Origin of the sequence: Bradyrhizobium guangzhouense (assembly GCF_004114955.1) — a bacterium.
In the GTDB taxonomy this organism is placed as follows: Bacteria; Pseudomonadota; Alphaproteobacteria; order Rhizobiales; family Xanthobacteraceae; genus Bradyrhizobium; species Bradyrhizobium guangzhouense.
Genome location: NZ_CP030053.1, coordinates 5,876,336 through 5,902,655, shown reverse-complemented (window position 1 = coordinate 5,902,655; position 26,320 = coordinate 5,876,336). Strand labels below are relative to the sequence as shown.

The 26,320-nt window shown below is 64.8% G+C and carries 29 protein-coding genes; 9 read left to right on the top strand and 20 right to left on the bottom strand.

Annotated elements, in window-relative coordinates:
• Positions 1 to 23 precede the first annotated feature (23 nt).
• Positions 24 to 521, top strand: coding sequence for a hypothetical protein (locus XH91_RS28190; RefSeq protein ID WP_128953621.1), 498 nt, complete (start codon positions 24 to 26; stop codon positions 519 to 521).
• Between the two features lie 35 nt (positions 522 to 556).
• Here the strand turns inward: XH91_RS28190 and XH91_RS28185 are convergent, their stop codons facing one another.
• Positions 557 to 1,171 (bottom strand): hypothetical protein, encoded by a 615-nt coding sequence (locus XH91_RS28185; protein ID WP_128953620.1) that lies wholly within the window; start codon positions 1,169 to 1,171, stop codon positions 557 to 559.
• Positions 1,172 to 1,269: 98 nt separating this feature from the next.
• Positions 1,270 to 1,482, bottom strand: a complete 213-nt coding sequence (locus XH91_RS28180; RefSeq protein ID WP_128953619.1) for a hypothetical protein — start codon at positions 1,480 to 1,482, stop codon at positions 1,270 to 1,272.
• A gap of 285 nt (positions 1,483 to 1,767) precedes the next feature.
• On the opposite strand from XH91_RS28180, the gene hspD reads away from it, so the two are divergent.
• Together hspD and XH91_RS28170 are read left to right on the top strand one after the other, a co-directional pair.
• Entirely contained in the window at positions 1,768 to 2,223 is a 456-nt protein-coding gene (gene hspD, locus XH91_RS28175; RefSeq protein ID WP_128953618.1) for a small heat shock protein HspD, read from the top strand.
• A 66-nt stretch (positions 2,224 to 2,289) separates the two neighbouring features.
• Positions 2,290 to 2,610: a hypothetical protein gene (locus tag XH91_RS28170; protein ID WP_128953617.1), complete on the top strand. Its 321-nt coding sequence runs from the start codon at positions 2,290 to 2,292 to the stop codon at positions 2,608 to 2,610.
• A 233-nt stretch (positions 2,611 to 2,843) separates the two neighbouring features.
• Here XH91_RS28170 and XH91_RS28165 read toward each other — a convergent pair whose 3' ends face one another.
• The 3 genes from XH91_RS28165 to XH91_RS28155 are packed head-to-tail and all read right to left on the bottom strand — an operon-like array spanning position 2,844 to position 4,420.
• Entirely contained in the window at positions 2,844 to 3,560 is a 717-nt protein-coding gene (locus XH91_RS28165; RefSeq protein ID WP_128953616.1) for an SOS response-associated peptidase, read from the bottom strand.
• A 3-nt stretch (positions 3,561 to 3,563) separates the two neighbouring features.
• Complete coding sequence (locus XH91_RS28160; RefSeq protein ID WP_128953615.1) at positions 3,564 to 4,013, bottom strand: hypothetical protein; 450 nt, start codon at positions 4,011 to 4,013, stop codon at positions 3,564 to 3,566.
• An 11-nt stretch (positions 4,014 to 4,024) separates the two neighbouring features.
• Positions 4,025 to 4,420: a hypothetical protein gene (locus XH91_RS28155; RefSeq protein ID WP_128955025.1), complete on the bottom strand. Its 396-nt coding sequence runs from the start codon at positions 4,418 to 4,420 to the stop codon at positions 4,025 to 4,027.
• Between the two features lie 142 nt (positions 4,421 to 4,562).
• Here XH91_RS28155 and ku point away from each other — a divergent pair, with 142 nt between their 5' ends.
• Entirely contained in the window at positions 4,563 to 5,489 is a 927-nt protein-coding gene (ku, locus tag XH91_RS28145) for a non-homologous end joining protein Ku (protein ID WP_128953614.1), read from the top strand.
• 21 nt (positions 5,490 to 5,510) lie between these two features.
• Here ku and XH91_RS28140 read toward each other — a convergent pair whose 3' ends face one another.
• Positions 5,511 to 6,644 (bottom strand): hypothetical protein, encoded by a 1,134-nt coding sequence (locus XH91_RS28140; RefSeq protein WP_128953613.1) that lies wholly within the window; start codon positions 6,642 to 6,644, stop codon positions 5,511 to 5,513.
• A gap of 115 nt (positions 6,645 to 6,759) precedes the next feature.
• Positions 6,760 to 7,029 (bottom strand): hypothetical protein, encoded by a 270-nt coding sequence (locus XH91_RS39515; RefSeq protein WP_128953612.1) that lies wholly within the window; start codon positions 7,027 to 7,029, stop codon positions 6,760 to 6,762.
• A gap of 183 nt (positions 7,030 to 7,212) precedes the next feature.
• Here XH91_RS39515 and XH91_RS28130 point away from each other — a divergent pair, with 183 nt between their 5' ends.
• Positions 7,213 to 11,223, top strand: coding sequence for a helix-turn-helix domain-containing protein (locus tag XH91_RS28130; RefSeq protein ID WP_128953611.1), 4,011 nt, complete (start codon positions 7,213 to 7,215; stop codon positions 11,221 to 11,223).
• Between the two features lie 191 nt (positions 11,224 to 11,414).
• On the opposite strand, the gene XH91_RS28125 is transcribed toward XH91_RS28130, so the two are convergent.
• The 13 genes from XH91_RS28125 to XH91_RS28065 form a co-directional block, all read right to left on the bottom strand.
• The gene (locus XH91_RS28125) at positions 11,415 to 11,759 is read right to left on the bottom strand and encodes a glyoxalase superfamily protein (protein WP_128953610.1); all 345 of its coding nucleotides are present in this window, start codon (positions 11,757 to 11,759) and stop codon (positions 11,415 to 11,417) included.
• A gap of 12 nt (positions 11,760 to 11,771) precedes the next feature.
• Positions 11,772 to 12,254, bottom strand: coding sequence for a DDE-type integrase/transposase/recombinase (locus XH91_RS28120; RefSeq protein WP_128953609.1), 483 nt, complete (start codon positions 12,252 to 12,254; stop codon positions 11,772 to 11,774).
• A 20-nt stretch (positions 12,255 to 12,274) separates the two neighbouring features.
• Positions 12,275 to 14,614, bottom strand: a complete 2,340-nt coding sequence (locus XH91_RS28115; protein WP_128953608.1) for a helix-turn-helix domain-containing protein — start codon at positions 14,612 to 14,614, stop codon at positions 12,275 to 12,277.
• A complete protein-coding gene (locus XH91_RS28110; protein WP_128953607.1) occupies positions 14,611 to 15,651 on the bottom strand; it encodes an ATP-binding protein in 1,041 nt (346 codons plus the stop codon). Before XH91_RS28110 ends, XH91_RS28115 begins: the two co-directional genes overlap by 4 nt.
• 12 nt (positions 15,652 to 15,663) lie before the next feature.
• Positions 15,664 to 16,365: a Mu transposase C-terminal domain-containing protein gene (locus tag XH91_RS28105; RefSeq protein WP_128953606.1), complete on the bottom strand. Its 702-nt coding sequence runs from the start codon at positions 16,363 to 16,365 to the stop codon at positions 15,664 to 15,666.
• Between the two features lie 18 nt (positions 16,366 to 16,383).
• Positions 16,384 to 18,768, bottom strand: a complete 2,385-nt coding sequence (locus XH91_RS28100; protein ID WP_128953605.1) for an integrase catalytic domain-containing protein — start codon at positions 18,766 to 18,768, stop codon at positions 16,384 to 16,386.
• A gap of 10 nt (positions 18,769 to 18,778) precedes the next feature.
• Positions 18,779 to 19,474, bottom strand: a complete 696-nt coding sequence (locus tag XH91_RS28095) for a TnsA endonuclease N-terminal domain-containing protein (protein ID WP_128953604.1) — start codon at positions 19,472 to 19,474, stop codon at positions 18,779 to 18,781.
• An 869-nt stretch (positions 19,475 to 20,343) separates the two neighbouring features.
• A complete protein-coding gene (locus tag XH91_RS28090; protein ID WP_128953603.1) occupies positions 20,344 to 20,610 on the bottom strand; it encodes a hypothetical protein in 267 nt (88 codons plus the stop codon).
• The gene (locus tag XH91_RS28085; RefSeq protein ID WP_128953602.1) at positions 20,598 to 21,380 is read right to left on the bottom strand and encodes a hypothetical protein; all 783 of its coding nucleotides are present in this window, start codon (positions 21,378 to 21,380) and stop codon (positions 20,598 to 20,600) included. The genes XH91_RS28090 and XH91_RS28085 overlap by 13 nt, the downstream gene beginning before the upstream one ends.
• Complete coding sequence (locus XH91_RS28080; RefSeq protein WP_245477240.1) at positions 21,377 to 21,871, bottom strand: hypothetical protein; 495 nt, start codon at positions 21,869 to 21,871, stop codon at positions 21,377 to 21,379. Before XH91_RS28080 ends, XH91_RS28085 begins: the two co-directional genes overlap by 4 nt.
• 185 nt (positions 21,872 to 22,056) lie before the next feature.
• Positions 22,057 to 22,836: a metallophosphoesterase gene (locus tag XH91_RS28075; protein ID WP_128953600.1), complete on the bottom strand. Its 780-nt coding sequence runs from the start codon at positions 22,834 to 22,836 to the stop codon at positions 22,057 to 22,059.
• A gap of 1 nt (position 22,837) precedes the next feature.
• Positions 22,838 to 23,371 carry a hypothetical protein gene (locus XH91_RS28070; protein WP_128953599.1) on the bottom strand — a complete coding sequence of 178 codons (534 nt, stop codon included), beginning with the start codon at positions 23,369 to 23,371 and terminating at the stop codon, positions 22,838 to 22,840.
• A gap of 4 nt (positions 23,372 to 23,375) precedes the next feature.
• Complete coding sequence (locus XH91_RS28065) at positions 23,376 to 23,918, bottom strand: hypothetical protein (RefSeq protein WP_128953598.1); 543 nt, start codon at positions 23,916 to 23,918, stop codon at positions 23,376 to 23,378.
• 270 nt (positions 23,919 to 24,188) lie between these two features.
• On the opposite strand from XH91_RS28065, the gene XH91_RS28060 reads away from it, so the two are divergent.
• From XH91_RS28060 to XH91_RS28045, 4 genes are read left to right on the top strand one after another with little or no spacing between them, the layout of a single operon-like run.
• Positions 24,189 to 24,386 (top strand): hypothetical protein, encoded by a 198-nt coding sequence (locus XH91_RS28060; RefSeq protein WP_128953597.1) that lies wholly within the window; start codon positions 24,189 to 24,191, stop codon positions 24,384 to 24,386.
• Positions 24,387 to 24,394: 8 nt separating this feature from the next.
• Positions 24,395 to 24,973 (top strand): BrxE family protein, encoded by a 579-nt coding sequence (locus XH91_RS28055; protein WP_128953596.1) that lies wholly within the window; start codon positions 24,395 to 24,397, stop codon positions 24,971 to 24,973.
• Entirely contained in the window at positions 24,970 to 25,740 is a 771-nt protein-coding gene (locus XH91_RS28050) for a BrxA family protein (protein ID WP_128953595.1), read from the top strand. The genes XH91_RS28055 and XH91_RS28050 overlap by 4 nt, the downstream gene beginning before the upstream one ends.
• Positions 25,737 to 26,312: a BREX protein BrxB domain-containing protein gene (locus tag XH91_RS28045; RefSeq protein ID WP_128953594.1), complete on the top strand. Its 576-nt coding sequence runs from the start codon at positions 25,737 to 25,739 to the stop codon at positions 26,310 to 26,312. The genes XH91_RS28050 and XH91_RS28045 overlap by 4 nt, the downstream gene beginning before the upstream one ends.
• Positions 26,313 to 26,320: the final 8 nt, after the last annotated feature.

The window sequence follows — 26,320 nt, the reverse complement described above, 5'->3', positions numbered from 1 at the left end:
GGTCAGGAAGCGGGGTCGAACGGATGGCCGCCGAACCCAAGCCTTCGAGGCGCGTGAAGCGGAAGCGGCGGCGCAAGCCGCGCGAGGAGATCGTCGACTACGTCGTCGAGATCGACGGCTGGGACTGGGGCTACTCGTTCTCGCTCAACATGGAGCGGCAGCCGATCGATCCCTACCACGAATTCCGCCACCTGCAGATCAAAGGCCGGCTGCTGACGCCGACTGGCCTGAAGACGGACAGGGCGGAGATCTCGCTGCTGCCGTCGTCCGACCTGGAGGAAGAGCGTCGCAAGGAGCTGACGCCGATCGCGCTCGGCTCGCTCAGCCTCGGCCCGGACTGCGTGCTGGGGAACATCGGCATCCCGTGGGATGCCCTGACGCCGATCCTTCAGATGCTGATAGCCGGCCGCTTCAGGTTCGTCCTGATGCGCGGCACGCGGTTTCGGCACCGGAGCGCGAAGCTCAACAGCCTCCGGCTCGAGACCAGGCTGACCGAGGACGATCCGTTGCCCGAGAGGTAGGCAAATGGCGGAGGCCGCCGGGAGGGGGTTCTATGTCAGCGAGCGCGTTGCAGCTCCCGCTGCCGCTCCATGGCTCGCCATTGCGCCACGACGGACTCTGCCCTGCGTCGCTCCGCGTTTTCAACGGTTCTATCCGCAGAGGCGGCAATATCCGGAAATTTGCGATCCAGATCGACGCCGGATTTGCACGTCTTCCAGCTGATCATGGCGTTGTCGGCGTCGCGGCCGTCGTATGAGCCATATCCCTTGTCGGCAAGCAGCGATTCCTCGAGAAAGATATCGCACTGCGCGTACCGACCTCCGCCTCGGCTGGCTTCGGGGGGCGGAGGCGCGGCCGGTTTCGGAAGGGCGGCTTGCTTGGCGACCGACTTCGCGACTTCCGCCTCGCAGTTCGGAATGGCGCCGGCCAGTTTGCAGCCATCGTCGAACGCCGTCGGCTCCTCCGTGGTGACGACTTGCTGCGGCGCCGGATTGCGCTGTTGAGAAGCTCCGTCCGCGGCGGCCGAAACCAGGAAGGTCGCGAAGCAGGCCGCAAGGAGGCCAAGTGCCGTCCGGCGGGTGCGGATGAACAGAACCCGTAGCGGTCGGACGAGTGAGATCAGACCCGCAAGAATTCCGGCGAACGACAGCAGTTGCACAAGGAGCAGCATGGCACCGACCTGAGAAAAGCTGCGGCCAACCTATCGCCTCGAGGCAAAAATCTCGTTAGAGCATTGGCTAAAGTTTTCAGGGCGCGAGCGGAATTCGGTCAGGCCTCGCCCGGTCCGGAAAGGATCGACGCCGGCGGCGTCGTGCGCGGTGTGGGCAAGGGACGCTCGGCCGCGGCGGGGCGGGAGGTCTGACCGCCCTTCGCGTCGTATCGCTTGGCCAGGTCGAGCAGGCGGCGCCTGGTGAACGGGTCGGCCTTCTCGGCGAGGGTTCGGACCCGGTGGGCGAGGCCTTGGTAAAATTCCTGCTCCATGACGCAATCCCGCAGCACGCTGAAAGGTGTAGTGGAGTATGCCGGCCCCCGGCGAGTCAAGGATCTTTCGGGGGCGCACGGGCCCTGGATTCGCGCCGGGCCGATCAGGCGCAGGGACCGTGAAAAATTTTCGATCCCGCCCTTGAAACCAAATCCGGTTTTTCTAATTTTTTTGTCGCTACCGCAGGGTGGCTTCCGGGTGCCTCTTGGGCCCGGGACCGAGAGACGGGCACCGGTCGTGTCCGGTGCCGTTCGTAACCATTTTGCTCTTTGGAGGATCTGGCTATGCGCAGCTACGACTTTTCGCCCCTCTGGCGCTCGACCATCGGTTTCGATCGCCTTTTCGACCTCGCGGAATCCGCCCAGCGGGCCGCCGAGGACAACTATCCCCCCTACAACATCGAACGGCTCGGCGACGATCGCTACCAGATCTCGCTCGCGGTCGCCGGCTTCTCTCCCGAGGAGATCTCGGTGACGGCCGAGCACAACGTCGTCACGATCGAAGGCAGCAAGCCCGAGAAGGCCGAGCGCGAGTACCTCTATCGCGGCATTTCGAACCGGCCCTTCAAGCGCCAGTTCAACCTGGCGGACTACGTCCAGGTCAAGGCGGCGGCGTTCGATAACGGCCTGCTCAAGATCGAACTGGTTCGGGAGATCCCGGAGGCCATGAAGCCGCGTCGGATCGCCATCAACGGCGCCGCGCCGGACAAAGTCCACCAGCTCGAAGCCAAGGCGGCCTGAGCGAACGAGATCGGGAGCCGCGGCGCTGCGGCTCCCGACAATGATCGTCTTCGAATGGAGGAAATCATGCGGCCGACGACCGCGACCGACGACAACGTCTTCGACTTCCAGGCCATCCTGCACCCCGGCACGGTCTTCGAACATCCGAAGGACGTGGTTGCCCACCCCGCTCTGACGCTGGCCGAAAAGCGGGCCATTCTCGCGTCCTGGGCCTCGGACGCTTCGGCCATCGCGTCTTGCCCGGCGCTGCGGGCTCCCGAGGGGCTGAAGGCGCCCGTCAGCATCGACGCGATCCTTGAAGCGCTCTGCGAACTGGATGGCGGCCCCCGCAATCCGCCCGGCGGCAAACCGAAGCGCCGCTTCTCGGTGTCGCGGTTGGCGGCGTGAGGAACGCAACCATGCAGACAGTTCAATCGGCAGGACAGAGACTCGGCCAGGCCGAGAGCGGCTGGGCGAGCCGGCTGCAGCAGGACGTGGAGACTTGGCGCGGCGGCCGGAACAGAGCGGCCGAGGCGGGGAGTTTGCATTTGCCCGGCTCGCGGCCGGTTACTGTCGTCGTCAAGCGAAGTCGCACGGCAGCCAGTAGCCGAAGCTAGGGCGAAACGTCGAAGGAGGCGGGGTTACCCGACCATGTCCTCCTTCACGCCCCTGGCGACGATCCGCAGCGCTTCGTCCGGCAGCCGCCGCTGCAGTTTGAGCGCCTCGTCGGCCGGGGCGGTCATCCAGGTCTCGACCTCGTCGGGCGTGGTCAGGATCACGGGCATCGCCTTGGGATGGATGGCGCCGACCTCGGCGTTCGGCTCCGTGGTCAGGAACGCGTAGAGGTCGTTGGTGGTCTCGCCTTCCTTGAGCTTCCTGACCGATGTCCAGTTCGTCCAGATCCCCGCGAAGCACGCGAGCGGGCGGGTCTCGTCAAGCGCGAACCAGATGTCGCCGCCCTCGGCCTTGTTGAACTCGCTGAACGAGTTAAACGGCACCACGCAGCGGTGCTCCGGACCCAGCCATCTCGTCCAGTGCTTGGACTTCACGTTGCGGATGTTCGTCGTCCCGCCGTCGGGCTCCATCCGGAGCAATTCCTTGAAGTCGACCTGCTTGCCCTTCGCCTGCAGCTTCTCGGCCCGCTTCTTCGTTGCGTCCATCAGCGCTTTCGACGACGACGGCATGCCCCAGCGCGCGGTCGCGAGCTCGCGGCCGTCGACACCGGTCCGGACGATCGGGGCCTTGTAGTCGGGGAAGACACCGGGCATCGGCGCGAGGTTGCCGACGTACCGGTTGACGACGCGGAACAGCGCGCTGATGGCGGCCTGGTTGGTGGTGATCGAATACAGGTTGCACATCGGTCAGGGTTCTGTTCGAGCGTGGCGGGGTTGCCTGCTCAGTTGTAGCAGAGTCGCCGCCGGCCGCCGGCCGGCCTTGGCGCATTTGCGGCAGCGCAGTCGGCTGGCGAGGTCGTGCACGAAGGTGGTCGACGGGCGTTTCATTGCCGCCAGATCGACGTCGTTCGGTGTCTTGCAGCGGGAGCACTGGATCTCCAGCCATGGGAAACCGCCGTGGACTGCCTGGTCGATGGTCGGCGACGGATCGATCGGCTCGCCGTCGCTCCACATCCGTTCGTTCCAGCTTTCGCACAGCAGCCTGTCGGCCTGCTGCAGGATGGTCTCGGCCTTGGCCCGCAAGTCGACCGACTGCGCGGCGAGGATGTTGGTCATCGCGCGTGCCTTGCCGAGTTCCTTGTTCAGCGCCTTGCGGTCGGATCCGGAGAGCGGCGTCGGATGATGCTTGGGCGCCATCGACCGGCGCCTTAATCGAACGCCGGCCAGCAGCCATCCTCTTCGTGGCGGCCGGTTCGCTCTCGACAGGTGTTGTCCAGCAGGCGTTGTCCGACATGCTTCCAAAGCGCGTCCGGACCATAGAGCCGGGCGGCATCTGCCTTCTGGATTTCGACGATCCTGGCGCAGCGGCGACAGCTCACCCTCAGAACGTGTTGCGGAATTTGGCTCAGCCGCTGCGCCCCTCGGGACGGGGCTGGCCGAGCTTCCGCCCGCGGGTCGTCCAGAAGCGCTTGCCAGTATTCCGCCGGCAGATCAGCGTCCGGGGCCAGTCCGGGCCTGGAAGGCACGCTTCTGCCGACGGCAGCGGCCATTTTTTCCATCTGCTTGGGGTTGGGCATGCGCCAGCTCGCGGGTCGGTCCGTCATATCCAATTAGAACATATCAAGAACAAAAGAGTCGAGGGTCGTTCTGAAAAATATCCTCTTGTGGGCTCGTCCATGCTGTCGGAACCACGGGCCGCCGTTCGTCTTGAGTCCGAGCCCCCGTACCTGGAGCGTTGCGTTCACCATGGCCCCGCGAGCGAACTGGAAAGGCTTCCTGCGTCTGTCCCTCGTCACCTGTCCTGTCGCGCTCTACCCGGCGACCTCGGAGAGCGAGAAAATCTCTTTCAACCAGCTCAACCGGCAGACCGGCCACCGCATCAAATATCTGAAGGTCGACGCCGACACTGGTGACGAGGTGCCGAACGAGGACATCGTCAAGGGCTACGAGCTCGACAAGGGTCAGTACATCGAGGTCTCGAAAGAGGAGCTAGAGGAGATCGGGCTGGAGTCGACGCGGACCATCGAGATCGACGAGTTCGTGGACAAGCCCGACATCGACCCGCGCTACCTGATCCGCCCCTACTACATCCGCCCCGACGGCAAGGTCGGGCACGACGCCTTCGCTGTGATCCGCGAGACCATCCGCGAGATGAACAAGGTCGCCATCGGGCGGGTGGTGCTGACCAACCGCGAGCACATCATCGCGCTCGAGCCCATGGACAAGGGCCTGGTCGGCACGCTGCTGCGCTATCCCTATGAGGTGCGGAGCGAGGCCGAATATTTCGACGAGATCCAGAACGTGAAGGTCACGAAGGACATGCTGGACCTCGCGAGACACATCGTGAACCAGAAGGCCGGGCGCTTTGAGCCCGAGAAGTTCGAGGACCACTACGAGACCGCGCTGATCGACCTCATCAACCAGAAGAGGGCGGGCAAGGTGATCACGCCGAAGTCCAAGCCGGCGGCGACCAATGTCGTCGATCTGATGGAGGCGCTGCGTCGATCGGTCGGCAAGGAAGCCGCGCCGGCGAAGGCCGGCAAGCCCGCCAGGAAGGCGAAGAAGGCCTCGCCCGGCCAGAAGGAGATGCTGATGTCGATCGAGGGCAAGAAGCCGGCGAAGGAGACCGCGGTGAAGAAGCCGGCCACGGGCGCGCGGCGGAAATCGGCGTAGAGGGTTGGGATCGATGCTGGATCATCGCTTACCCGTCCACAGGCGCGAGATGCGCTTGGCGATGCGTCGTAGAAGGGATGGACGGCGTCTGACCGGCCGGAAAGCTTCGCCATGCACGGCCATGGCACTGGTCCAGTGGCGAACCAGTGCCTCGGGACGTCTTCTGGTCATTTTCCATTCGCCGTGTTCGTAGGTCTCTAGGAAGTGTACTTCGAAGGCGTTTTGCATCTCCTGCACGTCGACGACTTCGACGCCATTGGCAATGGACCACGGCTCGGTTGGAGGCGCGTCGCGAGCTCCCAACAGTCTTCCGCTTAGCTCGAGCGCCCAGGCGATCTGCCAGGCGTACGGCTGGTACGCTTGGTGAACGATTTCGCTGCACCAATCGTAGACGGGCTTCAAATCTTGGATGCTGAACCCTTGAGCTTGGAAGAAGCGGGGATTTGCGACGATGAAGTCTTGATGAAAGCCGTGCCACAGCCTGGGAGGTTTGCCCTTCTTGTCTGTCGGGTAGACGGAGACGAGCCGTTCGAAGCGAAGCTCGAGCGCTTGCCTGAGAACGGCGATCGCGGCGATCTGGGCGGCCTTATGATCTAGAGCGAAGCCGTTCTGGCGGAAGAAGGCCGAGTGGTACGCAAGGCTTCGTGCGAGGCGAAAGACCTCCCAGCTATGCACAGTCGGATTTTTGAAGCCGATCAAATACACATAGTCAGGCTGATTGCGCTGCAGGAAGGGAACGACATCCTGCAAGTCGAAGATGTAGTCCCGGATGGTATCAGCCCAGATGGCGAGGGAGGCAGCTGTGACGCCGCCGCTTGGCGAATTCTTCAGGCGAGCAGAAAGCTTCGATAGCTCCGCTACGCTGACATGCAGGTGGCAGCGGCAATACTGCACTCTTTCGACATCGTTCTTGAAGAGCCGTGCACGCCCAAAGACCGTCTCGACGAGGTACCTTTCGGACCGGTCCTTGCGGTTGTGCTGTCGGTCGAGTGCCGCAAGATGCCCCACGAACTCGGACATCGCTTTGTCCGTTTCTTCGTCGGTCGGAGGGGGGTTCCCGGTCAATCGGCCCAGCAGGTCGAGCAACACCTGAGCTGGAGGCGGGGGAGAAGAGGTCACTGTCGTCAATGCATCGTGCTCACTGGTCATGTCCACCCAGCTTCTCTTCGCGCAGCCGTGGTGTTCGGCGTCATCGGACCAGACTGCATACTTCCGCGTCAAGTGGCCAAGCTGCCTGCCTGTTGATGCGCGATTTCCCGGCCCGTGGCCGCTAGACCTTCGGCGGGCACTCCGGGCAGCTGTCGCCGAGAGAGTCCAGAACTTCCCGCAGTTCGACAATGGCTGCAGCGGGAGAAACGCCTGCCGGACGATCTCGGTGCGCAATCTCGAAAGCCCGCTCTCGGGCATGAGGGTCAGCGCGGTCCTGCATCCAGCCGTGCTCCTCGCATTCGCGGATCGCGCCAGCTTCATTTAGAATCGAGATCGCCCAGCCACGTAAGGTCCGAACTTCGGGTCGCCGCTCTGTCTTAGGCGTTAGCATAGGAGGGAATCTCTCGATCCCCTGCGTTGTTCCGCGGCGTTAGCACGAACCTTGAATTTCTGATCCGAAGCCACGAGCTTTTCCACGTGTTCCACCGTACAGCGCGGAGAAGGCGGACCTTTGTCCGTAGCTTAGGGTGTGCCCTTGGAGTAGAGACCGGGTGTTCTAGATCAACGAGTGAACATGACGAAGGCTTCGGCAATCACACCAGGCAATCTGCGGGCGGCACGGGCGTTGTCGGCGCAGTCGATGAAGGACGTCGCGCGCGCGGCCGAGGTTAGTACCTGGCTGATTTCCGACTTTGAGCGGGGAAAGCAGAATTCGCTTGGGGAGCACGCCGAGGCCATCAGCGAGGCGATGGCCAAATTTGGTGTTCGCTTCGAGGTGGATGGCACCATCTCCGCCGCGGCTCCGTCCGCGCCGACTCTGGCGACCGGCGCGCCTTTCCGATGGATCGAGGCTCAGGATCTGGCCGCATGGGCTGCAACGCGCGACGGGCAGGAGGGCCTTCCGGAACTGGTCAGTCGACTGATCCTTGCGACGGTGGGGCCGAGCGCCCAGCTTCGATTCCCTTCGGGCGATAGCATCGTTTTTCCGGGATGGGACGGTATCTGCGACGTGGCGACCGGAAAGGGAAACGTTCCCGATGGAATCTCGGTATGGGAAATCGGCGCGCAGCGGACCGACATCAAGGGCAAAGCTGACGAGGACTTCGAGAAGCGCTCGACTGGATTCACGACCATCGCGCGCGGTGACAGCGCTTTCATTTTCGTGACGCCCCATCGTTGGCCCGCAAAATTCGCTTGGGTGCACGAAAAGGAAGCCCTTGTTCCGCCCATCTGGCGGAAGGTCGGCGCGATCGACGGCGACGACTTGGTGCACTGGCTTGACCTCTGTCCTGGAGTTTCGCAGTGGCTCGCGAACCGGATCGGGAAGCGTCGGCCGGGTACTAGAGATCTGAGGCAGGCTTTCGAAGAATGGTCCCTTGCTACGAACCCGCCCATGAGTGCGGGCCTTCTGCTTGCCGACCGGGATGAAGAAGCCACCAGGCTGCGCCGTTGGCTGGTCGGTCCGCCTTCCGTGGAGAGCGTTCAGGCTGAGTCGACCGACGAGGCGGTTGCGTTTTTGGGCGCCGTCGTCGAGCCACTTCCGACGGCATATCGGCTGTTCTGGGAGAGTCGATTTCTGGTCGCAGGGTCCGGCGAGGCGGCGCGGGCTCTCATCGATCTCAGCGCCAAGGTCGTTGTTGTTCTCGAAGAAGGTGACGCAGGGCTGGCTGCCTCGCTCGTCAAGAGCGGGCATCATGTGTTCGTCGCCCTGGGCTCGGAAGCGGTGCCGACTAGCAAGGTCATGCAGCTACCCCGGCCGTGGCGCCTCGCGGTCGAGCGAGAGCTGGTATTGATGGGCATCGATCGTCAAAAAGCGCAAGGCTTGGCCAAGGAGTGCGGACGCAGCTTGGCTGTTTTGCGTCGGCTGATGCCTGTCGGAGTGGATCGAACGCCGCCATGGGCAGCGCCTCCGATCTCTTCCGCGCTGCTGGCTGCCATGCTCGGCGGCGCTTGGGACTCGGCCTATCCCGTTGACCGACAGATCATGGAACGGCTGAGCGGCCGGCCCTATGCGGAATTCGAGGCGGAACTGGCCCCTTGGTCGAGCGCTCTGGATAGTCCACTACGTCGAGCCGGCTCAGCGTGGAAGCTCGCTTCTCTGCGGGATAGCTGGTTTCTCATGGCCGGACATCTGACCGCGCGTCACCTCGATCTCTTGACGGACGCGTTCTTGAGTGTGCTGTCGACGGATGATCCCGGTTTCGATGCTGATCCTGCCGAGAAGTGGAACTTCCAGCCAGGTCCGCCGAAGCTCGCTTCCAGGCTGCTCAGGAAGGGTCTGACCGAAGCCATGATAGCTCTTGCGGTCTTTCCCGAACGTGCAGCCGCTGTTCACGACGCGAAGGGGCGAAGCGAGGCAGCGGTTCGGGCGCTGATGCGAGGAGCGGACGAGCGGAAGTGGTGGTCCCTTTCGAATGATTTCCGGGGACTCGCCGAGGCCTCACCCGAAGCATTTCTGGATTGTCTGGAACAGGCGCTGGATGCGAACCCTGTGCCCGTGATGTCGGTGTTCAGGAGCGATGAGGGTTTCCTGCATAAGACCGAGTATCTAGCCGATCTGATGTGGGCGCTTGAGCTCTTGGCATGGAGTCCCGATTATCTTGGCCGGGTGGCCTTTGCGCTTGCGCGGTTGGCTGAGTTGGACCCCGGCGGCAACTGGGGAAACCGTCCGGATGCGACGCTCAAGCGCATCTTCTTGCCATGGCTTCCGCAGACTTTCGCCGCTGCGGCCGAACGGCTCGAGGTGTTGGACGCCATCGTTGCGCGACAACCCGAGGTGGGATGGGACTTGCTGATCGCTCTCGCACCAGCCGACTTTGCCTCGGAGCAGCCGTCGGCATTTCCTCGATGGCGCGATTTCTCGGCCGGCGATCCGCCGCCGATGTTGACTCGCGATGAGCTCGCCGAAAATTACGCGGCCGTCGGCCAGCGCCTTCTCTGCGCCGCTGGGAACGATCCGAAGCGCTGGGCTGCACTGCTGGATCGCTGGCACGGCTTCACTGAGGAGTGGAGGGCGAACGCCCAGGCTGCGTTAGGAGGCGCAATCGCCACCTTCAGTTTGGAGCAGAGGACCGAGTTCCATGAAACGCTTCGGCGGGTCATCGGCAAGCACGAGCACGTGCCGCAAGCGCATTGGTCGCTCAAGTCCGACGCGCTTCGTCCGCTAAAGGAGCTGCTCAGGCAGTTGGAGCCGACCGATCCAGCCGTCAAACACGCTTATCTCTTCGGCGGCCCAACGTTCGCCTACCGGGGCGACCGGAGTTGGCGTGAACTGGAAGAGGAGGCCAGTTCCAGGCGGCGCGATGCCGCCGAGGATATACTGGCGACATGTTCGGCTGATGATGTGATCGCCATGGTCGGTCGGGTTCGGCAGCCGCGGCGTCTCGGCGAGGCACTTGCCTCGACGTCCGCGCCTGACGCGGTCAAGGACAGTCTGATGGAGAGGGCGCTCTCGGCGCCGGAGCTGAAGGAGTTTGCCCGCAGCATGCTCTTTGGGCTTCTTCAGTCGAGGGGCGAGCAGTGGTTGCTCGACCGCTTCAGGGACGGGATCAGCAGAGGAGAAGGGTCCGCCGTGCTGGCGCGACTGGCGCTTGCGCTGTCGGACGGCCAGAAAACCTGGGACGCAGTCGATGGCGCTGGTGCTGAAGTCGCGAGGGCCTATTGGGAACAGATCGAGGATCACGCGATTCCCGATAGCGCTGATCCGGCGTTCGTCATCGACAAGCTTCTGGCCGTCGATCGGGGCCACACCGCGTTGGCTTGGATTGGGGGACATCCCAAGCTGGCCGTGCCCGCCTCTCTCATAGTTTCTGTCCTGCGCCATTCGTCGACCACGAGCGGCGGGCATCAGGATGGCGACGGGATGCTCCAATATTACGCTGTCCAGCTATTCGAACGGCTTGATGCTGACCCGACCGCAAACCCTCTGGAGATCGTTGGACTGGAGTGGATCTACTACTCGTTGCTGGAGCATTCCGAGCGTCCACCAAAGAACCTGAACGACGCGCTCGCGATGGAGCCGCATCTATTTATGGATTTGATCGGCCGCGTGTACCTTCCGGACGGCGAGGTCGCGCCCGCGGAAATCTCCGAGCAAGACAAGAACGTCGCGGAACAGGCGTGGAGGGTCCTGTCGGGTTGGACAACTGTGCCCGGCACAAGGTCAGACGGCGAAATCGACCCGGGCGCTCTGCAGGCGTGGGTCGACGAGGTACGCAGGATCGCGCAGCAAAAGCGCCTCTCGCCAGTGACGGAAGGTAAGATCGGGGCCATCCTGTCGGCGGCTACTAGGACGGACGGCGTGCCTTGGCCGCCCGAGGCGGTGCGGCAGGTACTCGAAAGCTCGAGAAGCGTTGATCTGGAAGAAGGATTCTATGTGGCTCTGCGCAATCGCCGCGGCATCACCATGCGAAGAGCCAACGATGGTGGAGATCAGGAACGTGATTTGGTGGCGATGTACCGTTCCGATGCCAAGTCGGCAGGAGCCGCGAACGTGAGGACGCGCGCGCTCCTGAATAAGATTGCCGAAAGTTACCAGTATCAGGCGAATGAGGAGGATGAGGGGGCCGAGCGGCGAGACTGGTAGCTAAGATTGCTGGCGTAGGTCCAAGGCCCTCTGTCGTCGGCGGAAACGCGCCTCTCGGCGGCAAAGTCTGAATTTCGCCACTCCGGAGGGCCGCCTTGCGTCGGCGGCCGCCGCTGCCGACGCAAGGCATCGACTAGCCCGTCATCGGCGGCCGGTCCTCGCTCCAGCGGCCGGATCGTTGCCGGCCTCGCCTAGCCGTCGGCCTCCTCGGCCGGCACCGGCGCCCACGAGCCGGTGGGGTTCACGCGGTCCAGCACTTCGCGGGCGATGGAGCCAAGACCCGCCGTCTCCAGCACGCCCATCTGGAACGTATCGCGGATGGCGAAATCCTCCTCCGACAGATAATCGTCGAACGGGCTCAGCGGCGCGTTGACATCGCGGGCGCGGAAGTGATCCCAGTCGTCGAACCCGCAAAGGCGGGCCGCGATTTCGAGGCACTGCTTGTACCAGAGTTCGACACCGAGATCCCGCAGGACCTTGCGCAGTCGCTTGGCCGTGCGCTTCACGCGGTGCTCGGGCATCATGATGATGTTCATCGTCTACTCCTCTTACTGGTTGACTTCGGGGATGGTGCGAACGGCCGTCTTGTAGGACTGGCGCCAGCGTTCGATCTCGTGGCCCAGCTCCATGAGTTCCGGGAAGCACCTGCCATGGAGGAAGGACGCGAGGTGGTGGAGGATCCGCTCCGCGGGATTATTCATCCGCGGCAAGCCCGCCGGGGTGTAGACGAGCAAGACGGAATGCTCGCGAGCCCAGGCCTGCAGCATCGGATCGGCGCGGAAGCCCGCGTCCAGCCAAACCTCTTGAGGGCGCCCCGAACGCCGGACGAGGCGGCGCATCGTGGCCACGACGTCATCGACGATCGGCAGGCACACCGTCGCGCTCAGAGGTCGGCGGGTGCCGACATCGACGACCATCATCACGAGTGCCCGGCGATCCTGGTCGAGCATCGCGAAATCGATTGCCCATGCCTCGTTGGGGCGCGTGGGGAGCGTCGGCGTCGGCGCGAACTGCTTGGTGTCGAACTTCACATGGTTTCCTTTCTTGGTTGCTAGGATTGGGAGGATTCCGCGGCCTGCCTGGCGTCGCGGTCGGCGAGCGCGATGCCGAAGCGCACGAGCGCCTTCCAGACGGCGGTCTTGCTGGCGTCCACGCCCTGGCCGGTGACTGCTTCGTGGATCTGCGCGAGCTTGATCGTCGGACGGCTGGCGACGAGATGGCGCAGGAAGTCTTCGTGGGCGTCGAGCTTCGAGCGGTAGCCGTGCTTGCGCTCCGCGACGGCGCCGGTTTCGCGCCAGACCTCGACCCAGCGTTTGGCCTGGCGGTAGGGCAGGCCCATCGCCGCAGCGGTCGCTTTCGGTCCGGCGCCGGCCGCGACCGCTGCGATGAACCTGGTGCGGGCTGTCTCGGGCGCCTCGGCGAGGGCGGCCGTCTTATTGGCGATGTGGTCGACAAACTCGGTCAGCAGTGGCTCGACGGCGAGGCGGAGGTATCCGAAGTCGCGGTTCTCCTGCAGCGCGATCTCGGGAGCGACGCCGTTGGTCCGCAGCCAGGTGGGCACCTTGCGCGGATGCATCCCGCTGCGCTTGGCGATCTCGGCGACGAACATGTAGACGCCGCCGAGCGCGTGGACCTCGATGGTCGAGTAGGGCGTGTAGCTGGGGCCGCGCTGCGCCAGCAGGTCCGGCCTGGCGTGGGCGAGGCGGGACAGGAAGGCCACGTTCACGTGCAGGATTTCGGCGGCGGTGGACTGCGCGATCCACTCCGGCGGTTTCGCGTCCGAGGGATTGTCGTGCAGGTGACCTGAAACGCCGTCGACGAAGGCGTCGATGTCCTCGACGGCGAGGCTGAAGCGCAGGTTGCGGCGCTTGGTGCCCTTGTCGAAGATCTCTGCGTCGCCGGCGACGATGGCCGAGATGATCGCCGCCCAGGGCGTCTCGCCGGGGCCGATGCATCGGGCCGCGACGGCGATCGAGCGGCATTTGTCGCCCGCGGGACGGGCCGCGGACCACACCTTGTCCATCAGGTCGTCGATCGAGGCCTTGCTGTAGCCAGCATACCCGGCGACCAGGCCGCAGACCGGTCCGTCCAGGCGGCGGATGAGGCCGCGGTCCACGAGGCTCGGCAGCACGGTCGGCGGCAGCCCGAGCAGCCCGGCCGCTGCGGTTTCGCTGACGGCGTCCTTCATCTGCAGCAGCAACGGCAGCACGTCGTTGACCGCCATCCGGACCGGCGAGCGGACGGTCTGAGCGCGGACCACCGGCACGAGGCCGCTGTTGGCGAGGCGCTGCAGAATGGCGCGCTCGACACCGAAGGTGGCCGAGAGCTGCTGGATCGACAGCATCGAGGAGTGAGCGTCCGCCCCCCTGCGCAGCGAGTGGTCGCGCGAAGTGGATTTCATGTCGGCGTCGATCATCTCGCCGAGCAGCCCCCGGATCTTCGGCTCGATGTGCTTGTCGTGGATGACATACGCGAGCGCGCCCAGCTCCTTGCGGCGTCCATAGTGCTGCGGCCGCTTGTCCATGTCGGCGCGATGGCGCCCGGCGAGCGCGGCGAAGCCATCCACGCCGCCGATGATCGCGCGGCCGGCCAGAGCGAGCATCTCGGGCGTGAGCGCATCGAACTGATCGCTGCTCTTGCCGCGGCCCTGGGCGCTTTTCGCGGTCCGGGCCGGGTCGAGCATCAGGCCGGACGCGAGCGCGATGACGGTCTCGAACAGGTCGCCGTTCGAGAAGCCGCGCCACGCTTCCGGCAGCAGCCGCCGGGCCACCTCCTTCTTGATCGGATCGGGGTCGACGAGCCCATACACGAAACGGAAGGCTTCTTCGTCCTCGATCGGAAAGACCGGTTGCGGGAAGTCGCGCAGATCGACGTCGCACTTGTCGCAGCGGGTCGGCAGATCGGCGCGCAGCCAGCCGAGCTTGCGCTTGCATGCCGGGCAGGTGTCGATGGTCTTTTCGTGGGTCTGGAAGTCGTGGCTGAGGGGGCGGAGCTCCCAGGGCGAGCGGTGGTGCTGCGAGATCTCCAGCGCCAGCGGCGACACGCGCCGATACCGGGTCTCGCGGAAGTGCAGGCGGATCTGGGTGCCGAAGAAGTCGATGCTTTCGGAGCCGGAGTGGGCGAACACGCCGGTGCGGTACGTGCGCGAAACGATGTCCTCCGGCGTGCATCCGATCAGGGTGGCGATGCGCGCGATCTCGTCCGGGTCGGTCAGGGTGGTCGCCACAGATACCGCGTTGCCTTTGGTGGCGTCAGCGAGCTTGAGCAGGGTTGCGTGATTCCTGACGGCGGTGACCGACAGCGCGCGGCCAAGATAGCCGCGCAGGCTCTCGTCGATGTACGGCGCCCCAACCGTGGCGACGAACTTCTTGGGCGGGCTCGCGAGCGTCATGCCGCGTCCTTGCCGCCGCGCTTGGTCTTGGCAGCGGCCTCAGCCTTCAGGCGGCCGAGCGTCTCCTTCCTCGGCCCTTCGGCGAAGGGGTCGAACAGCGGGCGCGGCTCGGTGGCGTTGAACGCCCGGAAGGCGCTCTCGAAGTCCGGCCACTCGATCGAAGTGCGGCCCAGACGCAGTGCGCGTTCGAGCGCCATGCGGAGCACCCGGCATGCGATGCCGGGCACGCCGTCGCACATGTCGTAGATCTTCGCGCGATCCTCGATCGTCGACACCCAGCCGAGCGGCTCGTCGACGACGCCGCGCTTCACCATCTCGTCCTCGACGCGCTGCAAAAACTTGAAGAAATAGTTCCGATCCGCCTCCTTCTTGATGTCGAACGGGAGCAGGGTGGCATCCTCGTCCGCGACCGTGCGGGACTTGAGCTCCTTCGAGCGGAAGAGGCCGAGCATCTCTTTGGTCCCGACCAGGACGACGCTGAAGATGCCCTCGTTGACCATCGTCTTGAGCAACATCGCCATGTTGTGGCCGGTCTTGCCGCCGTCGTGGCGGAGCAGTTCGTGCGCTTCGTCGATGACGAGCAGGAGCGTGCGCTTGGTCCGCGCGATCTCGTAGATGCTCCTGACCACGACCTGCGCGTTGATCGGGCCGGATCCGGGGATGATCTCCTGGGCGGCGTCGCCGTAGCTTTCGAGCACCAGCGAGAGGAAGGCGCGCGGGGTCCTGACGCCGCGCATCGTCACGAGGAGCACGGGAATGTCGTCTTCGGCGAAGCTGGGGTCGGCGTTGATCTCGTCGACGACCTTGCCGATCGAGGTCGACTTCATCGCGCCGCTGGGCCCGATGATCGGGAGCACCCAGAGCTCCCGCATCTTGCAGGGGCGGCCCTTGGCCGCCGCGCGTCGGGCCTCGTTCGTGTGGACCACGCTGCTCGTGTTCCCGAGCAGCCACCGGATCTTCTCGCGGAACTTGCCGAGCCGGGGGTGTTCGATGATGTTTCCGTCGAAGATGCTGAGCCGCTTGATGCCGTCCTGCATGGGTTGCTCCTGTTACTTGCGCTTGGCGCGGGAAATGCGGGTGGGGACCTTGGTCTTCGCTTCGGCCGCCTTGCGGCTCTTGGTGCGCTTGGCCTTGAGGAGCGCGGCCTTGCGGGGCTTGCGTGCGCGAGGGCGCGATTCCGGCGCGAGCGGCATGTCCTCGGTAGCCGGGAGGGTATCGATCTCGTCCGCGACCGGGCCGTCCCACTCGCTCGCGATCCGGTGGGCGCGCAACGGGGACAATCCGGCCAGCCTCTCCCAATGGCTCTTCAGTCGCTCCAATGCTTCGGAGCGCTCGGTCTCGGTGCCGAAGGCGATCCCCTGCGATCTCGCGAACTCACGGAGCCGCGCGTATTCCGCGAACGACATCTTCGTCGGGAGGTCGACCGCCTGCACCGTGATCCACTTGATCTCACCGGGGAGTGCGCGATCCAGGACCTTGATGTACGAGGCGTCGCTCGGATCCCACTTGATCGGGATCCTCCTCGAAGAGCCGGATTTCAGCGGCAGTTCGGCGAGCGCGGCATCGTGATAGCGGATGCCATTGATGCGGATGCCGGCTGAGGTGAGGAGGGCGGTATCGAGCCGGCCCGGCGGAATCCGGATGCCGGATTCGCCGTCGACCGTGCAGAGCATCGGGTCGGCCGCCACGTGCGGCCGGCGGCCGATGAAGCGGCTCACCCGCTCGATGATGTTGGTGATGAACTTGCGCATTCGTCAGTCCTTTCGCTGCTACCAGCCTTCGTCGGCTGCGGTTTCGTCGTTCGGTGGTTCGGTGGGTGCGGTGATCGGAGCGTCGGTCTCGCTCCAGCCGTCGTCGTCGAAGTCGTCGTCCTCGATCACGGGAGTGCCGCGCGCCTTGGGGTCGCCGGTTGGATCGCCCCGCCGCTCCTTGACGTACGCCTCGTGGTCGGCCTGTTCGGCTTCGGCTTTGTTGCGTGCCTTCGTGCGCTTGGTTTTCGCGATAGCGGACTTGCTGGGCGTGCGGCCCTTGTTCGGAGTGTTGTCCCGGTCGAGGAGCTCGGCGGCGACATGGTCGGGCACGCCTTCCGGCTCGACCTTGTTGAGGCCGGCGGTCGACGCTTCCGCCACGGCGTCGGTGATGTTGTCCAAGGTGATGTCGGGGAGTTCGTTGGTCGTGGTGTCGTCGAACTGGCCGAGCGACCAGCCGAGTCCGCGGCGCGCCTGGCGGGCCTGGCGCATCGGCATCTGGCCGGCGAGCGTCTCCCAGTGCTTGCGGAGCCTGTTCTGGGCCTCCCAGCGATCCTCTTCTGGGCTGAACTCGAGATCTTTTTCCTTCGAGAATTCCCGGATCCGGTCGAGATGCCAGAACGACATGCCCTTCAGGGCTTCGGCATTCACGTTGGGCATCGTCACCCAGTAACCCTTGGGCTCGCCCCCGCGATTCCAGACGCTGATGGAGGAGGCATCCGCTGGATTGAACTTGACGACGACGCGTGCGCGCGACTGGCCGAATGTGCGCAGGTCCTGAGAGCGCTTCTTCTCGAAGCGGACGAGATCGTCCAGGAGCATGCTGGTCGTGGCCTCGTCGTGCCAGCGCATGTTCTTGAACTTGATGCCGTTGCCGCTGATCGTGGCGGTGTGAACCTGGCCGAGGACGTGGTCGAGGGCCGCGACGTCGCTGATGAAGCTGCGGCGCTGGATGACGAGACCTTCCTGCCACTTCCGGGCGGGGATCGCGTCGATTCCGTCGTGGGGACGGTAGTTGTAGACGTCGATGAATTCGTGGAGGAGCTCGTTGAGGTCTTCGAGCGTGATCAGCGCATCCTTTGAAGGATTGAGGCCAACCTGACGCATGACGTAGACGTTGTAGCGGACCGCGCCGGCGAGCTTGTGGATCAGGCCTTTGTTGAGGCTGTCGAACCAGCGCTCGCAGACTGCCTTGTACTGCGGCGTATCCGCCGGGGCGTAGTGGACTTCGGTGCCCAGGTTCGCCATCGAGTGCTGGAACGAGGGCGACTGGTGCGCCCAGTCGCGGTCCAGGAGTATCTCGGTGGGCCGACCCCAGCCGTCCCACGGCCGCTTGATCTGCGGGTACAGCTTCTGCATGTACCCCTTGTGGCGGTTGACGCGCTTGAGCGTCGCCAGCACGGAGTAGAGCGACGGGGGCTCGAACGTGACGAAGAATCCCAGGACCATCCGGCTGTAGACGTCGAGGCAGACGGTCAGATAGGGCCGCCCGAGCGGCAGCAGCAGTTTGCTGTCGAGCACATGGACGTCGAGCGGCGTAGTATCGATGATGGCGAGCTCGAGCGGCAGCTCCGCAGTGATGTGCTCGCGGTGGCCGTGAAGCTTGCGCCAGGCTTCGCTGCGCGAAGTCTTGCGGGCCCAGTTATCGAAGGTCAGAGCCTCGTCGATGCGGCGGCGGAGCACCTCCAGTCGCGGCAACTTGAGCTGATCGTCTGCGGAACGCTTCTTGTTCAGCTCCTTGATCGCCTCGCGCAGCTCGCCGTGCGCGTCGTTGTAGTCCCGGTTGCAAGCGCCGTAGAAATAATCGATGACCTTCGGGATTTCGTTCTCGACCTCGTCGGCAAGACGGCGCTTCGAATTCTTGCCGCGGTTGTCCCGGAACGCTTCGAGCGGCCGCGCGCCCGGCCGGCCGCAGAACTTGATGCAGTGGCGGAGCCGCGCGACCTCGACTCGATAGGGCTCCGGATTCTTGCCCTCACGCAATTCGTCGGTTTCGTATCGGAGCTGCCGGACGACGGGACGCCACCGGCTAATAAGCGTCTGCAGGGCCTTGCCACCGAGGCCGGTGCCTTCTTCGTCGGCCTTGATTGTGTAGAACTGACGGGCGAGCGCTGCGCGCCCCTCCGGCGTGAGCTTCGCCTGGTCCGCGTCCGAAGAGTCCGTCCACAATTCGTCCGGACCGAATTCGCGGAGTTCGATCGGATGGCCGTCGCGGTCCTGCTCGATCTTCCGGATCTTCCGCAGCGTATGCAGTTCGAGGAACTTGTGCTCTGGAATCTTGACCGGGGTGCCGTCCGTCTCCTCCTCGAAGCACATGACGTTGTAGGCCCGCCAGCGGTCGAAGCGGATCAGTCCCTTCTCGGCGTGGTGGAACAGCTCGCCTTTCCTGATGTCGAGCGAAGACATGCAGCGCTCCCTACTTGCCGAGCTTGATCGCGGCGCTTTCGGTCAGGACGACCGGCGTCTGCTGGGTGATCCGGCGGGTGATGTCGACGCGCACGTGGCGGCGGACGATCAGTGCGCGCAGGCGCGCCAGGCCCTGCGGGCTCCACTCGTCGTCGGTGCGGCTGAGCGTGGTGACGACCGCGCCCCACGGCATCGTGCCGTCGGCGAGGCGGAAGGCTTCGCCAAGACGGAGGTAGTCCTGAGACGAGATCGCGGCGAAGCGGTCCATCCGGATCAACCGGGCGTTGGCCAGGCGGTGGCCCTCGGCCAGATAGGTCTCGGCCGAGAGGATCCGGAAATTCCAGCCGCGGAGCTTGCACACGCGCTTGGCCAGCCAGAGCTTGAAGCTGTATTCGGGGTCGCGCCGGTGCTCGTCGTCCGAACGCTTGATTTCGATGATCTCGATCGCGGTGCTGGCGAGGAGGCGCTCGCAGTCGGGGAAATAGACGAGCGTGCGGCCGTCGCTCATGCGGAATTCCATCCGCATCGGCTGCATCATGAACGCGCGCACGTCCCAGTCCGCTTCGCACACCCAGATGAAGTGCCGCTCGGCGATGCTCTCCCACGGCAGCGGCCGTCCCGCCTTCAGCGACGGGAACTCGCCGGTCGGCCTCTTCAGGACGGCCTGGATGACAGTCCTGATCGGCCCACCGCCTTCGGCGCGCACGATCCTTGCGGACTCGAGATGGGGGCGCTGCTTCGACATGGCGGCTTCGGACTAGCCGGCCCGGGCAATACTCCGCCGTCCGCCGGAAAGGTCTTTTTCCGGCGTCGGGGGTGAATTGCGGGGATCTGGGAGAATCCGGACGGCGCGCGGCCTTGCCTTCCCCGCGCCGAGCTGCTCTGGTGCGGGTGTCTGTGAAGGCGGTTGTCCGGTTCTCTCGTAGGCTGGCTACCCCCGAACGAAGGGCGGCCCTGTTGGCGCAGGGTCGCTTTTCGTTTTTGGCCCCTAGGGGTCGTCCGTTCTCCTTTCGTCGGGCCTTGGGTTTCGGTTACGGGCGCGACCATGACGATCGCTGTTTCTGGAGTCGAGTAGGTTTCGGTCGCTTAAGGGCTGCGAACCGCCCGTTTCGGCCAGCTCCGGACCCGGTTCAGGGCGGGCGGGCCCCGGTTCAGGGCGGGTCGGCCCCCTTCTGCCGGCCCGTCCGCGCCCGCCGGAGCCGGGAATCGGCGCGCAGGATTTCAAGGATTCGACGGTTCGCGGAATTTTTCGCTCCGCGGCCGCGGATCGAAAATCTGGAATTTCGAGTCCTTGAAATCCTGTCCAAGAGTCCGGTCGGTCCGTGCCGCCGCCGGACGCCCCGCCGCTGGGGTCCGCGTGCCCGGTTTTCCGGCCCCTCGAAACGAGCCGAGGACCGTCCCGAGGAGGCCGGCGAATACTGTGGATAACCGGTGGAAAACCAGCTTGAAGGTCCGGATCCGGGCCCCGTTGCGGCCGAGATCGCCCCCCGCACGCTCGGAATTGGCGCCGGGGTAGCCCTCTCGGTTGGACGAAGGTCGAACGGCGTACGGTACATTTCGCTCTCTCCGGACCTCCTAGAACTCGACCCAGTCGGCCTTCATGGCCTCCTCGCAGGCGCGCCGCAGCAGTGGCCAGACCTGCTGCCGGCGGTCGTGGCCGAGGACCATGAATTCGGCCGCGCCGGCTGCCTCACCGGTCAGGGGGTTGGCCGACTGCATGGCGAAGACCCGGTAGTCCGAAATGCTGGCCAGGTCGCTGACGTTGCCGATGCGCAGTGCCCCGACCGTTCGGCGCAGGGCCCGGATGCCGGCGGGATGAACCTCGATGGTCACGACGAGCATGGCGGTGCCTCCCTGAGTTCGGCATAGACCTGCAGCGCGGCGGCCGCCGCGGCGAGCCGCTGCACGATCCGGGCGGGGCCGGCGCCTGGCCGGAACGCAGCAACGAGGTCGGGGAGGTCGAGCCCCGCCGTGACGGTGTCGCCGATCTCGGCGGGGGCCCGCTTCGCGAACCGGCCGATCGCGATCCTCAGTATGGCCGCGTTCGGGGACGGGAGCCGGATCGTCACGTCGGCAGCGCCAATCAGCGATCGGGGGAGCAAGCCGACGTCGGCCGCGATGCCTGCCACGGACTGGCCCGCCGACAAGGCGAGGGAGACCGCAGCCGAGCTGGTCGAGAAGTTCTTTTCGTTCGGAAGGGCAACGTGTCGGGTGTGCTGCTGCCAGCGCTCGCCGAACTCGGATCGGAAGTAGACCGACACGGGCAGAACCCACGCCGGACTCGGCACATGGATGATGGCGCACATCGACTGGTTATGACGGAGCCTGCGCCGCTGCTCCGGCGTCGTAGCCGCCTCGAACGTGGCTGCGACGATTGCCGTCACCGCGTCCGGGCGGTCGCCGTCCGCCGCCGCCGCCGCGTCCTCCTCCTGGTCCAGGTAGAAGTTGTCCTCCATCTCGTCGGGCTCATCCTCGAACCGGCCGAGACCGCGGTCGTAGACGCGGTCGACGAGGACCGTGCCGGGAGGCTTCTCCTGATGCTCGTCGTGTCCCTTATTCGGGGTCATGGGGATGACGTTGCCGGAGGGGCGGCGGCGTGTCGGCTTTTTCATGTGCGGGTTCTCACCATGGTGGATGGACCGAGCGGTCCTGACATCAGATCGATTTCGAGGAGGTCGGCGCACGCGAGCGCCATGACCGCAGGCGAGGGGTCTTGGCCGACACGGATTGTCTCGAGCAGGGCGCCCAGCTGCATCGGTCCGTCGTCGGCAAGGACCGTCAGGATGCTAAGGCGCAGCGGGACGGGCACCGGTCGGTCCTTGTAGGACCACACCAGGCGCGCATTCGATCTGCGGGGCTCGGCCCGCAGGTCCTCCGCAGTGACGACGAGTTGCTGTAGGCCGAGTTCGCGCAGAGCGATCTGGACGAGGCCTTCGGTATCGAGATCGCGGACGCGGCGCGCAGGTACGACGTCGAGGTGGAGGCGCCCGTCCTCCCGCGTCAGGATGACCGCGTCGATCTCGACGCTTACTTGCGGGGACCCAGCATGCGCCGTCGCAACGTATGAGATTTCGCGGACCGCCGGATCGAGCGACGCGTGCACGAGCGCCTCTCGGAGCGCAGGGTGGCGAGCGGGGACCGGGGCCGCAGTTTTTGCGGACGAGAAGAGGTGGGGATGGCCGCTGCGGGCGCGGGGACGGAACATGAGAAAGCATCCGAGGACATGAAAGGAATGGGCAGGCTCTCGGTGTGCTTTTGGCTGTCGGTATCCATGGCTGGCCGTTCCTTTCAGATCTCGATGATGAGCTTGTCGTCGAAGTCGGGATTGTCCCAGCTGCTCTGCGCGCCGGGCCACGGGCCGTAGCCCTTCGCGTTGCTGACCAGGCGCGTGCTGCGGATCTCCAGGTCGCGAGACTCGTGCGTGTGACCGTAGATCCAGAGTTCCGGCGCGCCCTCGCGGATGAGGTCGCGGAGGTCGCTGCAATAGGCGGCCGACGAGATGTCACGCTCGAAGCCGCGCTTCATTGCTTGGGGCACCGGACCGTGGTGGCTAATGACGACGTGTCGGCCGCCCTTGCGTAGCTCGCGCGCGATGAAGTCGCGCGATTGCAGGTGGCGCGACAGCGTGTGCTCCGGGCGCAGGCGGAATTCGTAGTTGCCGTGCCTGATCTTCCGGTAGTCGTTCATGACGCCGCCGGCGACCATCATCGCATAGGCTGGGTCGTCGAACAGGTCGAAGTCGGTCCACATGGTGGCGCCGAGGAAGGTGATGTCGTCGATGATGAAGACATCGTTCTGCAGCACGTGAATGTTCGTCCCTGCCGCTGTGGCGCGCGCCTTCTCGACTGTCCTGTCGATGTCGCAGCCGTAGAATTCGTGGTTGCCCGGAATGTAAAGCACGGGCCGGTCCTGCACGCGCTCTCGCAGCCAGGCGACGCCTCTCTCCATGCGAGGGGCCAGGTCGCCGGCGACGATCATCACGTCGAAATCAGGACGCGCGTCTCCCGACGGCAGGTCCCAGCCGCGGGTCAATTCAAGATGGAGATCGGACATGGGCCATAGACGCATGTCAGCCCTCCTGCTTCGGCGAGGGCGGCGGCAACTCGGTCAGCGTGTCGCGCTCGCGGTCGTAGTGCGCGTAGTAGACGTTGGACGTACCCCAGTTGCGTCTCACCAAGTGCACGTTTTCCCGGCCGGGTTCGGCCGGTACCTCCACGCCCTGGGCGTGCTGAGAGCAGCGAGTCATGTAGAAGCCGCTCTTGTTGTAGAGCCGCCCTTCGTCGCCGCATTCCTCGCAGGTGCAGGCCGACCGCGCCCGGGCCAGCGAAATGGCGTGCATGATCCTGTCTGCGGTCTCGGGCGATACCTCGCCGCGCCAGTAGACACGCAGTTCGCCGAACTTCTCCTTCACCTGTGAGAAGTGAATGCGCTCGCCATGTCGAAGAGCTGCCTCGATCCGGCTGCACATGCGTTCGAGGAGGCCCTGCCACCCCTGCTCGCACCACGGATAGCCGCTGGCGCGCTCCGGATGTCCCTTCGGCGGCTGGAAGAGCGCGGAATGCGCCTCGATGAGTTCGACTCGCCAATCGTGAACGTTCGCCATCTCGCTACTCCTCGATGCCCAGAGAAGTCGGGTCGACGTCGACAAAAACGTCGTTCTGGCGGTCGTATCGGCGGCATGTGATGAAGTGCCTGCCATCGGCGAAGTGACGGACCATGTACACGTTCTCGAATCCGGGCCGCCGCTCGACCGGCGGAAGGCCCTCCGCGTGCGCCTCGCAGCGCGTCGCCAGCCAGGCGTCGCCGCGAAGGCGACCCTCCTCGCCGCAGACATCGCAGGTGCAGGCGCTGCGGGCCTCGGCCAAGTCGATCGCCTTCTCGACGCGGGCGCTCGCTTCGGGAGAGAGACGGCCGGTCCAGTACATCCTGATGCTGGCGTACTTCTCTTTGATCTGCGTGAACTGGAAGGTGCCGCCCTCGGTTTCCAGCACCTCCCGGATCCGGACGCAGCAGCGGTCGATGAGATCGCGCCAGCCGGCACCGCACTCGGGGGAGCCCTGAGCCGCGCCCGGGAAGTCGGCCGGCGGCTGGAAGAGGTCGCGGTGAGCCTCGATGAGCTCGACCCTCCAGTTTCCAACGACGCCCGACATGACCGACCTCAACGCCTACCGTTATACACGAACAAAACAGGAACATTTAACCAGAGTCAATAGGATCAATAGACCTATTTCATATAGGTCTATAAGGATTGAGCTTCCGCCTCGGCGAAATTGCCGTTATTTCAGAGGGATGTTCCGTTTTGGGATCGATAAAAAACCGCCGATTGAAGGGGAAAAACGCCGGCGGCCGGCCCCGGACTCTTGCTGCAACCCGCAACCCATGGGACGATTCCGTGGGACGCACAACGCGCGGGCAGGGTAATGGCGGAAAAGAAGGCGGACGCAAAACGGGGAAGAAAGCCCCCGGACGGCGAAAAGAAGCAGTTCCTGTCGTCGATGGATCCGGACGTAATCCGGGCCATAAAGGTCGCGGCCGCCGAACTGGACAGGACCGCGTCCCAGGTGCTGGAGACCGCCGCCAAGGAGTGGCTCGAGCGGCATCGCGCCGGCAAACGGTAGCGGTCGATATGGGGGCCGCCGACACTTACAATGATATCGATCTCGCTTGGCTGATGAGGCTGAGGACGGTCGTGGCACGTCTGGGCGAAATGGATTGCGCCCGCTGGTGGAACTCGCAAGGGCAACTCGGGCGCCCGGGCGCGATCGTGCTGCGCCGAGGATTTCCGAGGACGCACTATTTTGCTCAGGCGAAGTCAGTGCAGATGGTCGCCGCCGCCCGTTGCGCGGAGATATTCGATCCGCCTGGGTCGGTTACCCTCTGGCGCCTCACCGACGATCTCGAAGACCGTCTGGATTCGATCTGGGAAAGCTGGCTCGACGCGGCCGGGACGTGGCAGCCGTTCTTCGAGCGCGTCGCCGGCCTGAAGTTCAACGACGTTCCGTCCGTCCTCAAGGATTTCGATCTGGTCACGGATGCGGAGATCGAGGCACACGGCAAGAGCAAGAAGTCGTCCGACGGACGGTCGATCCAGATCCCCGAGAAGTTCAACGGGCGGCGGAGCGCCGTTGCCTTGCTGGCGCTCTCGTTCTCCGCCAGCGTGCCCGGCGGCCTGGTCGTCCCTTATGCGCGGAAGGCCGACGCATGAAGATCCGCCCCGAATGGTCGCAGCGTCTCCTGCGGAAGGGGGTGCTGGCCCAAGAGACCTACGAGCTCTTTGCTGCGTGGGATGACGGCTTGTCGGCTGCCGACAACCTGAAGTCGGCTCTTTCCGGCAGGCACAAGACCGCCGGCTGGGAGCGGGAGGTCCGCGCCACCTTGAAGCGCCGGCTGCGCGACGTCGAACATGTGCGTCCTCTGATCGTGCTGGCCAAGCGGGGCATGTCTCTCGTCGACTGGCGCGACTGCTTGCGGCTGTGGATCGGCGTCACAGAGCAGCCGTTCCACGATTTCGCGCTGGGATGGCTGTTCAATGAGCATGGGAAAGGGCGCTATCAGATACGGTCGGAGGACGTGCGTCCCTTCATCGAAAAGTCCGCTGCCTCTCGCGGCCCCAAGGCCAAGCCGCTTTCCGAGTACGGGCAGCTCCGTAGCGCTCGGGACCTGCTCAGAATGGCGGTCGATCTCGGCATGCTGGCCGGCGACGGGCCGACGAAAACGTTCGCGTCCATCGCGATGAGCGACGACGTGACGATGTTCTACGTCCACATGATCAGCGACCTTGAAGGCAACACCACCAAGATGCTGTCGAGTCGGCTCTGGCGTCTGGCCTACATGGCTCCGACGGATGTCCATGTCGCGCTTTTGCGTCTCCACCAGTACAAGCGGCTGAACTACGAGGTGGCGGGCAACATCGCGCAGGTGGGGCTTCCGTTTAAGAGCGCGCTGGAGTGCGCCGAGAGGGCTGCCGCATGACCGATTTCGAGAAGCGCCTTCGGAACGACCTTGAGCCGCATTTGGTGGCCGCGGATCCGCGCGCGAAGATCAGCGCCTACCACGACATGCCGTACGCGCTCTTCCGGTACGATCCCGAGCAGGAGTACCCGCTGCGGCGGGAGTTGACTCTGCTGACCACCCGCCTGACCCAGAAGGGCAAGCGCGTGACGCGCATCTCGCTGGCGGAATGTCTTTCGGCCGCCATGACCTCGCAGCTCCCGCTCGAAGATTGGTACGAGGCGGAGCGGGCGGGAACGGTCGAGGACACTGTTCGGACGATCTCCAACCTCCTTGAGGAATATGCGCCCTTGGTGGATCTCGTCGCCGCTCGCATGCCGGAAGACCCCGATCCCAAGAAGGATGTTGTCTTGATTTCCCGCACCGGTGCTCTCTTTCCGGTCTACCGAACCTTCTCGCTGTTGGAGCAGCTGAAGGGACGCGTGCACGTGCCGACCATCCTGTTCTATCCGGGCGACCTCGACGGGGCTTCCGGCCTTCGCTTCATGAGCGAGCTCGATGCCGAGCATAACTATCGACCGAAGATCTTCTGAGGAATGAA

Coding starts and splice junctions, on each gene's coding strand:
- XH91_RS28160 (WP_128953615.1), bottom strand. CDS start 4,013: ATGGCGCCCAAGCATCATCCGACGCCGCTCTCCGGATCCGACCGCAAG.
- XH91_RS28100 (WP_128953605.1), bottom strand. CDS start 18,768: ATGTCTTCGCTCGACATCAGGAAAGGCGAGCTGTTCCACCACGCCGAG.
- hspD (WP_128953618.1), top strand. CDS start 1,768: ATGCGCAGCTACGACTTTTCGCCCCTCTGGCGCTCGACCATCGGTTTC.
- XH91_RS28050 (WP_128953595.1), top strand. CDS start 24,970: ATGAAGATCCGCCCCGAATGGTCGCAGCGTCTCCTGCGGAAGGGGGTG.
- XH91_RS39515 (WP_128953612.1), bottom strand. CDS start 7,029: ATGCTAACGCCTAAGACAGAGCGGCGACCCGAAGTTCGGACCTTACGT.
- XH91_RS28065 (WP_128953598.1), bottom strand. CDS start 23,918: ATGTCGGGCGTCGTTGGAAACTGGAGGGTCGAGCTCATCGAGGCTCAC.
- ku (WP_128953614.1), top strand. CDS start 4,563: ATGGCCCCGCGAGCGAACTGGAAAGGCTTCCTGCGTCTGTCCCTCGTC.
- XH91_RS28165 (WP_128953616.1), bottom strand. CDS start 3,560: ATGTGCAACCTGTATTCGATCACCACCAACCAGGCCGCCATCAGCGCG.
- XH91_RS28055 (WP_128953596.1), top strand. CDS start 24,395: ATGGGGGCCGCCGACACTTACAATGATATCGATCTCGCTTGGCTGATG.
- XH91_RS28075 (WP_128953600.1), bottom strand. CDS start 22,836: ATGCGTCTATGGCCCATGTCCGATCTCCATCTTGAATTGACCCGCGGC.
- XH91_RS28155 (WP_128955025.1), bottom strand. CDS start 4,420: ATGACGGACCGACCCGCGAGCTGGCGCATGCCCAACCCCAAGCAGATG.
- XH91_RS28115 (WP_128953608.1), bottom strand. CDS start 14,614: ATGACGCTCGCGAGCCCGCCCAAGAAGTTCGTCGCCACGGTTGGGGCG.
- XH91_RS28045 (WP_128953594.1), top strand. CDS start 25,737: ATGACCGATTTCGAGAAGCGCCTTCGGAACGACCTTGAGCCGCATTTG.
- XH91_RS28185 (WP_128953620.1), bottom strand. CDS start 1,171: ATGCTGCTCCTTGTGCAACTGCTGTCGTTCGCCGGAATTCTTGCGGGT.
- XH91_RS28130 (WP_128953611.1), top strand. CDS start 7,213: ATGACGAAGGCTTCGGCAATCACACCAGGCAATCTGCGGGCGGCACGG.
- XH91_RS28110 (WP_128953607.1), bottom strand. CDS start 15,651: ATGCAGGACGGCATCAAGCGGCTCAGCATCTTCGACGGAAACATCATC.
- XH91_RS28090 (WP_128953603.1), bottom strand. CDS start 20,610: ATGCTCGTCGTGACCATCGAGGTTCATCCCGCCGGCATCCGGGCCCTG.
- XH91_RS28170 (WP_128953617.1), top strand. CDS start 2,290: ATGCGGCCGACGACCGCGACCGACGACAACGTCTTCGACTTCCAGGCC.
- XH91_RS28070 (WP_128953599.1), bottom strand. CDS start 23,371: ATGGCGAACGTTCACGATTGGCGAGTCGAACTCATCGAGGCGCATTCC.
- XH91_RS28125 (WP_128953610.1), bottom strand. CDS start 11,759: ATGAACATCATCATGATGCCCGAGCACCGCGTGAAGCGCACGGCCAAG.
- XH91_RS28060 (WP_128953597.1), top strand. CDS start 24,189: ATGGCGGAAAAGAAGGCGGACGCAAAACGGGGAAGAAAGCCCCCGGAC.
- XH91_RS28180 (WP_128953619.1), bottom strand. CDS start 1,482: ATGGAGCAGGAATTTTACCAAGGCCTCGCCCACCGGGTCCGAACCCTC.
- XH91_RS28190 (WP_128953621.1), top strand. CDS start 24: ATGGCCGCCGAACCCAAGCCTTCGAGGCGCGTGAAGCGGAAGCGGCGG.
- XH91_RS28105 (WP_128953606.1), bottom strand. CDS start 16,365: ATGCGCAAGTTCATCACCAACATCATCGAGCGGGTGAGCCGCTTCATC.
- XH91_RS28085 (WP_128953602.1), bottom strand. CDS start 21,380: ATGAAAAAGCCGACACGCCGCCGCCCCTCCGGCAACGTCATCCCCATG.